At 54.7% G+C, this 12,059-nt stretch carries 8 protein-coding genes; 1 reads left to right on the forward strand and 7 read right to left on the reverse strand.

Annotated elements, in window-relative coordinates:
- Positions 1–7: 7 nt before the first annotated feature.
- The 7 genes from FZ041_RS09435 to FZ041_RS09465 form a co-directional block, all read right to left on the reverse strand.
- Complete coding sequence (locus tag FZ041_RS09435; protein WP_149189384.1) at positions 8–2,257, reverse strand: alpha-galactosidase; 2,250 nt, start codon at positions 2,255–2,257, stop codon at positions 8–10.
- Positions 2,258–2,301: 44 nt separating this feature from the next.
- Complete coding sequence (lacZ, locus tag FZ041_RS09440) at positions 2,302–5,457, reverse strand: beta-galactosidase, LacZ type (protein ID WP_149189385.1); 3,156 nt, start codon at positions 5,455–5,457, stop codon at positions 2,302–2,304.
- A gap of 129 nt (positions 5,458–5,586) precedes the next feature.
- Positions 5,587–6,333, reverse strand: a complete 747-nt coding sequence (locus FZ041_RS09445) for a nitroreductase (protein ID WP_255449333.1) — start codon at positions 6,331–6,333, stop codon at positions 5,587–5,589.
- 105 nt (positions 6,334–6,438) lie between these two features.
- A complete protein-coding gene (gene htpG / locus FZ041_RS09450; RefSeq protein ID WP_075444053.1) occupies positions 6,439–8,403 on the reverse strand; it encodes a molecular chaperone HtpG in 1,965 nt (654 codons plus the stop codon).
- A gap of 209 nt (positions 8,404–8,612) precedes the next feature.
- On the reverse strand, positions 8,613–8,807 hold the full coding sequence (locus FZ041_RS09455; protein WP_149189386.1) for a hypothetical protein: 195 nt from the start codon (positions 8,805–8,807) through the stop codon (positions 8,613–8,615).
- A 203-nt stretch (positions 8,808–9,010) separates the two neighbouring features.
- Positions 9,011–10,534 (reverse strand): flotillin family protein, encoded by a 1,524-nt coding sequence (locus tag FZ041_RS09460; RefSeq protein ID WP_075444047.1) that lies wholly within the window; start codon positions 10,532–10,534, stop codon positions 9,011–9,013.
- Between the two features lie 172 nt (positions 10,535–10,706).
- A complete protein-coding gene (locus FZ041_RS09465) occupies positions 10,707–11,030 on the reverse strand; it encodes a hypothetical protein (protein WP_075444044.1) in 324 nt (107 codons plus the stop codon).
- Between the two features lie 169 nt (positions 11,031–11,199).
- On the opposite strand from FZ041_RS09465, the gene FZ041_RS09470 reads away from it, so the two are divergent.
- Positions 11,200–12,051 (forward strand): AraC family transcriptional regulator, encoded by an 852-nt coding sequence (locus FZ041_RS09470; protein ID WP_149189387.1) that lies wholly within the window; start codon positions 11,200–11,202, stop codon positions 12,049–12,051.
- Positions 12,052–12,059 lie beyond the last annotated feature (8 nt).

Below are 12,059 nucleotides of genomic sequence, written 5' to 3' on the forward strand. Positions count from 1 at the left end.
GCCATCTTTATTGCTGCTCAAAGACCCACAGGTATGCAGCGAAGTCCGTATCGATTTTCTCCACGGCCATGCCGCTGTACATCAGCTCATCCCCGTAGAAACTCTGTCCGACCAGGCTGGTAGCCGTCTCGCCGCCAAAGTCCATTGAGGTACGCTGTGCTGGCAGGTATTTCGTCACCTTATAGCAGGCATCCTTTTCCAATCCCGTCAGCTTCAGCGTGCGGATTGGCGATGCTGGTTCTGCCAAGGTCTTGAAGTACATGAGCACGGCCTGTTTCCCATCTTGGCTGACAAACTGCCAAGCCGTCTCGTTGCCTTTGCCGGCAAAGGGCGTGAGCAGACGGTAGAACGAACCGAATTGCAGCGTCGGACGCAGCTTTTTATAGAGCGCAACATGCTCGCGCACCTGGGCTTTTTCTGCATCCGTCATGCGTGTGATATCAAGCTCGTAGCCGAAGTCTCCAGCCATGGCGCAGATGGCCCGCATCTGCAAGCTCGTGACCCTTCCGACCTGATGGTTCGGCACCACCGAGACATGCGCCCCCATTGCCACGGGCGGGAAGACCATGCTCGTGCCACTCTGGATAGACAGGCGGCAGACGGCATCAGTGTTATCGCTAGTCCAGGTCTGCGGCATGTAGTAGAGCATGCCGGCGTCGAAACGGCCGCCGCCCCCCGAGCAGCTTTCAAACAAGATCTCAGGGAAAGCCTGCGTGATCCGCTCAAGTATTGCATAGAGGCCGAGCACGAAGCGCGTCTTGGTCTCCCCCTGCCGCTCGTCTGGCAATGCCAGCGAGAAGGCCTCAGTCAGATGGCGGTTGAAGTCCCATTTGACATAATCGATGGGTGCCGACCGCAGGACGCTGCCCACCGCCTCGACGATATAATCCTGTACCTCCTGACGCGTGAGGTCGAGCACCAGCTGATGACGGCCATAGCTTGACGGATAGTCAGGCACCTGCAATACCCACTCCGGATGGGCACGATAAAGGTCTGAATCCGCCGAAATCATCTCCGGCTCAAACCATAGGCCGAATTTCAAGCCGCGGCTATGCGCCGACTCGGCTACGCCCTTCAATCCCTGCTTGAGTTTCTGCGTATTGACCACCCAGTCGCCGAGCGAGGAGTTGTCATCGTTGCGCTTGCCGAACCAGCCATCATCGAGCACTAACAGCTCCAAGCCCAGGTCAGCTGCACAGTCGGCCAGCTTATCGATCTTTTCTTCATCAAAGTCGAAATACGTTGCCTCCCAGTTATTGACAAGGATGGGCCGCAGGGCATGCTGATACTTGCCACGCACGATGTGCTCCCGCACGATATGATGGAACGCCTGGCTCATGCCATTCAAGCCGTCCGGACTATAGACGAGCAATGCCTCCGGCGTCTGGAATTCCTCTTCCGGCTGCAGCTGCCAATCAAAACCGAAGTCATTGATGCCGCCAATGACACGCGTCGTGCCGAACTGCTCGACCTCTGTCTTGAATGAGAACTCGCCGCTCCATACCAGGCTGAAGCCATAGGCATCGCCTGCCGTCTCCGTCGTCCCCGGACGCACGAGCGCGAGGAATGGCGACTGCTGATGGGAGCTTGCCCCGCGGCGGCTCCCATGCTCCTGCTGGCCGCGCATCAACGGCACGCGTTCAACACTGCGCTCAGCTGCGTGGCCGCCCCAAAGATTCAGCCGCTCAAACTCATGGTCGGCAAAATCCATGGCAAAGCTCGCAGCCTGCAAGAGGTCTACGGCCAGCTCCCCTGTATTGAGGAAACGTGCGTTGCGGGCAATGACCGCTTCCTCCGCGAAAATCGTATACTGCAGCTCGATGGCCAGCGACCCTTTCGTATCGCGCAGGCGGATGGTCAGCGTCTCGGCCTCATCGTCCTTGGCATAAGCAGCGGGAAGTCCTGCCAGGCCAGGTTTGCCAGCCTTGATCTCATGGCTTTCATACCAGAACTCCGTGACCGTCGTGCCATCTGCCTGGCGCACCACATAGGCGGGCAGGCGATAGTCACCATGCCCATAGTCGGGATACTCCCGCGGCAGGACATCGAGCGAAAACGTGCGCTCGTTCTCATAAGCAGCCGGCTGCGGCGAAAAAGCCCGATCAATCGCCTGGAACGGACGGCTGTCGCGGAACTCGCGGATCGCCTTGCCCCAATAGCGATGCAACAGATACTTGCCGCGTACCAGCTGCAGTACATAGCTGACCTTGTCATTGCGCAGATGGAATATGCCGGTGGATTCATCGAAAGTGATCATGGTGTATGCCTCCTGTTCATCCTCGTTGCCATTTTTCTTGTTTATCAGATTCCCTTGAAATAGAATCCAAAATGCTTGCTGTCATTCTTGACGGTATACTCGTCAAGGACTGGTGCGCCCCAAGTATCATCGCCGCCGACACCGCACTGACCCAGTGACGCCCGCAGGAACGTGTGATGCACTGCTGGCAGGTCATAGCCATGGCGGGCATTCTCCAGCTCATGGGCGCTATAAGGCAGTGCCGAAGCCGCAAACGGCGTATCACCACTGATGCGGACGCCGCGGCCGCGGTTATCCGTCACCTCAAACCAGCGGATGCCGCCATGGTTGCCACACTCCTGCGGCAGCAGATACGGCTCGACCTCCTCCTTGACCTTCGTCTCATAGATGCCAAGCTTTGCCCCCTGCTGGCGGTCCGCATAGTTATCGAGCGGGCCATAGCCATAGAACCGGATGCGGTCATAGTCAGCTGGCAGCGTAAAGACCATCGCAAAATCAGGGATTTCCGGCAGGCCCTCGACCTTCTCATAGTCAAGCTCCGTCTTCAGCGAGCCATCCTTGCAGACGGTATAGGTGATACGGCAGCTGGCTGCTGGCTGCGTTGCCAGCTCATAGGTGAACCGCACGGAAATCTTGCGGGCTTCATACTCCTTGATGCCCAGCTGGCCGAACCAGTTGTATTCCGTCCACTCACCGCCTTCCTGCCGCATTTCCTTCTTGACGCAGCGGCGATAGAGGCTGGCAAGCTTCCACTGGGCCACCGCGAAATCGCGGCGGCTGCCATAGTCATTATCGACCGGTGCCCGCCAGAAACTCGGCCGCGGCATCTCCTCGATGAGTTCCACACCATTATGCTTGTAGGAAACCAATGCTCCCTGCGCACTGGAGAACAGGATCTCAAAGCCTTCGCCCTGCACGCCAAGATTGATGTCCCCCTGTACGATATGCAGCGGCTTATCCGTATAGGTGTGCAGACTCTCCTGCGGCTGATAATGGAGAGAGCGCTCTTCCGTACCGAAATCCGTGCACTCCACAGCCTCAGCTGCCGCTGGCAGCTCGACTTCATCTACCGTCCAGATGCCCTGTCCAAAGGCAACCTCATAACCGCGTGCTGCCCAGGGCTTATCCTCACGCAACTGGAGCGATGCCGTGACACACTCCTCGCCAGTATCGGTGAGCGGCAGTTCCGCCAGGCTTACCGTCGCACTCTGGCCTGGTGCTGCAGCAGGTGCCGGCAGCGTCTTCTGCCAGAGCACGCGGCCATCGAGCGCCAGCGTCAGCTGCAGGTCGTATTCCGCCAGATCCGTAAACAGGCTCTTGTTGCTGATGACTACCTTTTCCGCATCTACTGCCAGCGTGAAGTCCTGATAGTTGAACTTCACATCCTGCAGCTTCGTCGTCGGCCGGCGGTCCGCAAACAGGATGCCATCGCCGCTGAAATTATAGTCCGTGGAGCGGTCGCCGAAGTCGCCGCCATAGCCCAGGGCATCCTGCCCATAGCGGTCCTTATGCCAGAGCGCCTGATCGACAAAGTCCCAGATGAAGCCGCCCTGATACAACGGCTCCGTTTCCGTGAGCTCCGTGTACTTATGCATGCCGCCGTTGCTGTTGCCCATCGAATGCGTATACTCACAGCAGAGGAACGGCTTATCGCGATGCTCCTGCAGGAACGCCTTGATATCGGCGGCCTTCGGATACATCTGGCTTTCCATATCGCTCGTGTCATTATAGCGGCGATCCCAGAAGATGCTCTCGTAATGCACGAGGCGGCTCGGGTCTGTCTTGCGGAAGTACTCGCTCATCACATAGATATCCTTGCCTCCACAGGACTCATTGCCACACGACCAGATGATGATGGACGCATGGTTCTTGTCGCGCTCAAGCATCGACTGCGCACGGTCAAGGATGATGTCCTGCCACTCCTCATGATCATCAGGCAGCGTATGCTCATCGCGGGCCAGCAAGCCATTCTTCTGCCAGGTACCATGGGTCTCCAGATTCGTCTCGTCGATAACATAAAGCCCATAGCGGTCACAGAGCTCATAGATATAGCTCGAATTCGGATAATGCGAGCAGCGCAGTGCATTGATGTTGTTGCGCTTCATCGTGATGATATCCTGCTCAAACGAGGCCGGGTCCATCGCACGGCCACTATAACAGTCGAACTCATGGCGGTTGACGCCCTTGAAGACGATGCGCTGTCCGTTGATCTTCATCAGCGTATCTTCCAGCTTGAACTCACGGAAGCCTGCCTGCAGCGGGATGACTTCCTGCAGCACCTCCTCCGCATCATAAACAGAGACCACCAGCGGATAGAGATGCGGATGCTCCGCACTCCAAAGCGCTACATTATCGATCTCCGCCTCAAAATGGCTGGTCTGACCGGTCAACTCCTGACGCTTGGTAAGCACCTTTTGGCCAGTCGGCGCCAGCACCTCTACCGTAATCGTTTTCTTTTCTGCCGTACGCCATTTGAAATCAAGGCTCAAGCAACCATCCTGATATCCATGCTGCGGCACAGCTTTAAGCCAGATATCCTCGGCATGGACGGCCGGTTTCGTATAGAGCGTGACATCGCGGAACAATCCGCTGAACCGCCAGAAATCCTGATCCTCGATCCAGCTGCCCGAGCTAAAGCGATAAACCTGCACTGCCAGCTTGTTCTCCCCCGCCACCAAGTACGGCGTGAGGTCAAAATCTGCTGGCGTGAACGAATCCTCGCTGTAACCGACGTAATGACCGTTCAGCCAAACGGCCAATGCCGACTCAGCTCCCTGGAACGAGATGAACGCATTTTCCCAGCCCGCAGGCAGCACGAAATACTTGACATACGAGCCGACGGGATTCTCCCGCTGCGGCACCTGCCCCGGCGTCACGGCCTCGTGGCCATCCCATGGATACGTCTGGTTCGTATACTGCGGATGGCCATAGCCCTCCAGCTGGAGATGCGCCGGCACGCGGATGGTATCCCAGCTGCGGCAGTCAAAGTCCACGGCCTCAAAGCCCTGCGGCCTGAGTGCGAGATTCTTCGCGAAGTGGAAATGCCATAGCCCGTTCAGCGTGCGGCAAAAGGACGATTCCCCTCGTGCCATCTCCGCCACGTCGGCATAAAACGCATGGTCACTATGAGCCGGCAGCCGGTTCTCCTGGAAAAATGTCGGATCTGCCAGTCTCTCTACGGTAAATTTCTGATCAGCCATATCAGCATCCTCCTCGCGCTGGAAAAGCGGTTTTCAGTAAACGTTTTCTTTACTTCCTGTCAATATTATATCGAAATAAACAAGAAAAAACAAGGGCAAAACACCCTTGTTTTTCGCTTTTCTTATGTTTCAGCCAATATAAGTGACTTCGTTGCCCTTGATGGGGATTTCGCGGCGATTCGGCAGGCCGTCTTCGCTGTCGGCATAGCCGAGGGACAGCGAGCCGAATACGGCTTCCTCCTCATGCAGGCCCAGCTCATAGAGGTACTCCATGATGACTGGATTATCCTTGAGCCAGCGCAGCTGGTTGATCCAGCACGAGCCGAGGTCAAGCGCATTGGCCGCGAGCATCATGTTCTCGATGGCGCAGGCCGTATCGGCATAGCGATTGCCATAATTGCGCTTGTTGGCGACGATGATCAGGCAGGGCGCATTGTATTTGAAGACATAGTTGCCCTTCTTGGCCAAGCGGATTGCGCCGCCAATATCCTCGCTGTTCTCATCGGTGATCTCCATCTTGGCAAATTCCTGCTGCACGAGCTCTACAAGACGCTCAAGGACAGCTTTATCGCGCACGACGAGGAAGTGATTCTGCTGCTTGTTCTTGCCGCTCGGTGCCTGACGGCCAGCCTCGATGACCTGCCGGAGTTTTTCCTCCTCGATGGGCTCCTGCTTGAACTTGCGCGTGCTATGACGCGTAGCAATGCATGGCAGCGTGCCCCGCGTGAGATTCTCTTCGGCCCAATTCAAGAGTTCGAGTGCATCACTGACTTTTTTGTGTGACTTTTGATGGCCTTCCATCAAAAGCACATCATCAACGTCTTCGAGTTTGCTAATTACATGTTCAAACCATTCTGCATTCGGCTGATTCTCCATTCTATGCCCTCCATTTCATTTCATTCTATATTATCTTATTCGCCAACAGGAAACAAAAACCTGCCCCGGAGCCGGAGCAGGTTCTTATTTTTCGTAAAATATTGCTTATTTGGCCATGAGTTTGGCGACCTTATTGGCAAAGTCGACCGGATTCTCCGGCAGGATACCTTCGATAAGCAGGGCCTGCGTGTAGAGAAGGTCGCAATAGTCCTTGAAATCCTGGCTGTCCTTGCCAGCGCCATGCAGCGACTGCAGGCGGGCAAAGAGGTCATGATGCGGATTGATCTCAAGGATACGCTGCGCCTTGAACAACGGATTGTTCATCTCAGCGAAGGTCTGCTCCATCGAAAGCGACGGGCCAGCCTCATCAGCGACGAGGCAGACAGCGCTCGATTTGAGACGGGCCGAAACCTTGACGTCAGCTACCTTATCCCCCAGTGCCTCTTTGATGTCCTTCATGAGATCATCGTTCTTCTTCTGGATGTCCTCGGTCTCCTTCTTGACCTCCTGGCTTTCGGCATCATCGAGGTCAAGGTCACCACGGCTGATGGAATGGAACTGCTTGCCCTCATACTCACGCAGCGTCTCGATGCAGAACTCGTCGACCGGGTCGAGGAGATACAGAACCTCGAGACCTTTGTCGCGCAGCGTCTCCATCTGCGGCAGCTGCTCGATGGTCTCTTTGTCCTTGGCCGTCGCATAGTATATTTTCTTCTGGCTCTCCGGCATGCGCTCGATGTATTCCTTGAGGGATACAAGCTTGCCTTCCTTCGAGCTCATGAAGAGTAGCAGGTCTTTGAGCTTGTCGATCGTGTCGCTGCCAGCATACATGCTGTTGTAGACGCCGATCTTCAGGGACTTGCCAAACTCGTTCCAGAATTTCTCATAGTCCTCGCGCTTGTTCTTCATCTTGCGGGCCAGCGCCTTGAGGATGTTCTTCTCCAGCGCCTTGCCGATGGTCTTGAGCTCACGGCTCTGCTGCAGCAGCTCACGGCTGATGTTGAGGGACAGATCCGGCGAGTCGACAAGGCCCTTCATGAAGCGCAGGTAGTCTGGCAGCATGTCCTTGCACTTGTCCATGATGAATACGTGACGGGAATAGAGCTGGACACCCGGCTCATAATCCGTATGATAGAGGTTGAACGGTGCTTTGGCCGGGATTGCCAGGAGAGCCGTATACTCCACAGAACCTTCTGCATGGGTGTGGAAGACCTCCATCGGTTTTTCCCACTCATGGAACTGATTCTTGAAGAATTCCTCGTACTCTTCGTCCTTGATATCGCTCTTGTTCTTCGTCCAGAGCGGCTGCATGGAATTCAGCGTGCGCAACTCGACGCGTTTCACCTTGTCGGCCCCCTCGATGGGCTTGCCATCCTCATCCTTCGGCGTCTCCTCGAAGGTGAAGTTCATCTTGACCGGATAGCGGACATAGTCGGAATACTTCTTGACCAGGCTCTCAAGCTTGTAGGTATCCGTGTAGTTCTCCTCCGAAGCATCGCCGAAGAAGTCCTTGCCCAGCGAAATCGTGATGCTCGTGCCACGTTTCTCCTTCTCGCATTCCTCGATGCTATAGGAGCCATCACCCGTGGATTCCCAGCGCGTTGCCTGCTTCTCGCCAGCCTTGCGCGTCACGATGGTGACCTTGTCAGCCACCATGAAAGCCGAGTAGAAGCCGACACCGAACTGGCCGATGAGCTCCTTATCCGTGCTGTTTTCGCCGCTCTCGCTGGCCTCTTTGGCTTTCTTGAGCTGCTCCATGAAGGCCTTCGTGCCCGATTTGGCGATCGTGCCGATGTTCTCGATGACTTCCTCGCGGCTCATGCCGATACCATTATCGGAGATCGTCAGCGTATGCGCCTCAGCATCCGGCTCAAGGAAAATCTCAAAGCTGTCATCGCCCTCAAGGATATCGCGGTTCGTCAGGCTCTCAAAGTGAACCTTGTCAATCGCGTCCGATGCATTGGAAATGAGCTCACGCAGGAAAATCTCATGATTCGTGTAAATCGAGTGGATCATGAGGTCAAGGAGCTGCTTGGTCTCCGCTTGGAATTCATGGGTTTCTTTTGCCATTGCTATCTGCCTTCCTTTATCTGAAAAGATTGAAATCGTTTTTTTAGCACTCTGCTTTACCGAGTGCTAACGTACAAGCATTAGTATACGACATAAAAAACAAAAAGTCAAATTACTAACCACTGCCTTTACCGCAACGCAAAAAAGAGCGGGCTGACTGGTCAATGGACCGGTCAGCCCGCTCGCTGCTTCCCCGCTGAAGCTCAAGATCAAAGCGATTTATAAACCAGCTTCAACGACTGGTTCATGACATGAACCAGCGTATTATCTGCCACCAGCCCGCGGATCTGTGCCTCCGTCGCGGGATTCAGCCGCTGATAGTTATCATAGGCCACGCGAAACTCCTCATACGAACCAGCAAATCCCTGCGCCTGCGCCGCCTGGTACAATTCCTCATAAGTCATCGTCCGTCCCTCCTGTTCCCGATGCTATGTCATCCATATTATATCATGACTCTGTAAAAAAAATGCAAGGTGCTGGCAAATTGCCAGTTCATGTGAAATAGGATCCCGATAATACGTAGCTCGGGGGTCACGGGGTAATTCGTGACCTATCACCGGAAATAATCAGCATTATCCAAACGTAACAGAGAGCGAGGGTAGGTATATTATTTATTTTTCTCATCAAGCGCCTTCGCCACAGCTACCATCTTCGCCGTTTCCTCCGGCGTCGTATCCCCCGTCACATTGACATTGCGCGTGACTTTCGCATCGTATGACTCGCTGCGCATAATGTCGGCGAGATCTACCCCCGTGCTTTCCTTAACCGACTGGAACGTCTTGGCCAATACCAGCGGTACATTGCCCGCGATAGGTCCGACGGATGCGCCGTCTTCACCGCCGCCGATGATCGAGATCTTGTCGATGGCCGTGAGCGGCTTAGCAATCTCGGCAGCTACCTGCGGCAGGATCTCGATGGCCATCTGTGCCATAGCGGCCTTGCCGTATTTCTTCATGGCCTCGGCCTTCTTGTCCATCGCTGCAGCCTCAGCCTCACCTTTGGCCCGGATAGCTGCTGCTTCTGCCTCGCCCTTGGCCTTGATACCAGCAGCCTCCTGCTCCATCGCATACTTCTTGGCCTCAGCCTGTGCTTTCTGTGCCTCGGCCTCTTTCTGCTGGATGTAGAGACGTGCCTCTGCATCGCGCTGCTGCTTGGCCAGTTCTGCCTGTGCCTTCACCTCGATGGCATATTTATCGGCATCGGCCTTTTTCTGGATTTCTGCCGCCAGTTCCTGCTCACGGACAGCAACCTGTTTCTGTTTGAGTTCCTGCTCGCGCTCGGTCTTGGCGATCTCCGCATTGACCGTGGCCGTCTGGATGGATTTCTGCTGCTCCTGGTTCTGGATCTCATAGGCAGCATCAGCCTCAGCACGCTTGATGTCCGACTGTTTCTGCAGCTCGGCCTTGCGGATGGCTAGGTCAGTCTGACGCTGAGCAATCTCGAGCTCGGCCTTGACCTTGGCATCATTGGATTCCTTCGATGCCGCTGCCTGTGCGATTGCCACATCGCGCTCTGCCTGGGCACGGGAAATCGCTGCATCCTTCTTGATCTTGGCCGTATTGTCAGCACCAAGGTCAACGATCAAGCCGTTATCATCGGTGACATTCTGGATATTGCACGAGATGATGTCGATACCGAGGTTACGCATATCCTTCGAAGCCTTGCTGACCACCTGATCCGAGAAAGAATCCCTGTCGGTGTTGATGTCCTTGAGATCCAGCGTACCAATGATTTCACGCATGTTACCTTCAAGGGAATCCTGCAGACTCACAGCGATTTCCTCAGGGTTCATGTTGAGGAAGTTCAGCGCCGCAATCTTGCGCCCCTCGATATCTTTGGCCACGGCCACCTTGGCCACGGCATCGACACGCACGTTGATGAAATCATTCGTCGGCACTGACTGCCCCGTCTTGATATCGACAGAAATCTGCCCCAAATACAGATAGTCAGCACGCTCCAAAGCCGGGATCTTGATACCGCCCTGTCCGATGAGGAAGCGCGGCTCCCTGCGCAGGCCCGACAAGATGATGGCCCGATTCGGCGACGCCTTCACATACATCATCGTAATCGCTGCAAAGATAATGACGAATAGAATAATTACTGGTATTGCCAGCACAATCATGGAAAACATAAATACCCTCCCAATAAAAGAACAACCATGACATACGCATAAATACAGGTATTATTTTGTGCCTTTATTCTTTAAATTCATTTAAAGGAGCCTTGGAAGTTCTTTAATATCGGTAAAATGAGCAAAAAAATAGACCTCCTCAGCTGAGAGGAAGCCTATCTATCCGTAGATTTCAGCAGGCAGCAGTTTCGTCCACTGCATCAGCCTCGCGCATGCGGCCGACAAAGCAGTCGGTCAGGCGAATCTCGAAATTCACTTTGGTATGAGACAGTACGCGGTAATCAGCAGCCGTGAGCTCTTCACGTACACCGTCTTTCGTGAAGGCCGTAAAGGACGGAATCTCCTGGGTTCCCGTGAATACGAGCACGCGGTCAGCTCCCACGCCCTGGCGGCTGGTGAGCAGACGGATAGCCGCTTCGCCTGGCATGTAGCCTGCCGTCCCATCAAGTACCATGATTTCTTTATCCTCCACCAGATAGCTGCGAACCAACATCATTTCTGTCACCGGCCTTTCTAACGTCCTGCTCTCACGAGCGTTTTCTCAAATTCGATGTTTTTATTATAGCAAGGTTTAATTTGCAATAAAATCACAATTTCTGCTTTAAATATTGCAAAAACTGTACTATACTAGCTTTATACCTTATAGCTACGAAAGGAGCATTCCCGTGAGTGATTATGAGAAAAAAGGCTATCTCGCCAGTGATTTCCGCGTGTTCCGCCTCAAGGACCCCACGCTGCAGCCGATTGCCTTCCACTACCACGATTTCCATAAAATCATCCTGTTTCTGAGCGGCAATGTCGACTACGTCATCGAAGGCAAAACGTACCACCTTACGGCCCGTGACATCGTCTTTGTCTCGGCTGGTGAGATCCACCGGCCCGTGTTCCTGCCAGGCTCGGCTGACTATGAGCGCATCGTCATCTATGTCTCGCCAGCCTTCCTCGAACGCTGGCAGCGTCAAGATCCAGAGCATACCGATCTTGGTCACTGCTTCCTGCAGGCCCGCGAAACCGCGAGTGTCATGCATCAAGCCCCTGGGACCAGCCATGACCTGCTTTTCCATATGGATAAGCTTGAAAAAGCCGCGCATGGCGAAGGCTTTGCCAACGGGCTCTACACCGAGCTTTTATTCATTGAATTCATGATTCTCGTCAATCGGCTGCTCGAAGGCCATGAACTCGCCGGACTTGAAAATGCAACCTACGATCCCAAGATCCAGGAAGTGCTCGCCTATGTCAACCAGCATCTGGCCGATGAGCTCAGCATCGACGCCCTTGCAGCGCACACCTATACCAGCAAGTTCTACTTGATGCGCAAGTTCAAGGCTGATACCGGCTATGCCCTCCACCAATACATCCGCAGCAAGCGGCTGCTGCTCGCCCGCGACATGCTGCGCAGCGACCTGCCGATTGCCCAGATTGCCAGTGAGGTCGGCTTTGCTGACTACTCGACTTTCTCCCGCGCCTTCAAGGAAATGTTCAAGTGCTCCCCCCGCGAATACCGCAATACGCACTAAAAAAAGAG

The sequence above is a fragment of the Pseudoselenomonas caprae genome, assembly GCF_008271345.1.
Taxonomy (GTDB): domain Bacteria; phylum Bacillota; class Negativicutes; order Selenomonadales; family Selenomonadaceae; genus Selenomonas_A; species Selenomonas_A caprae.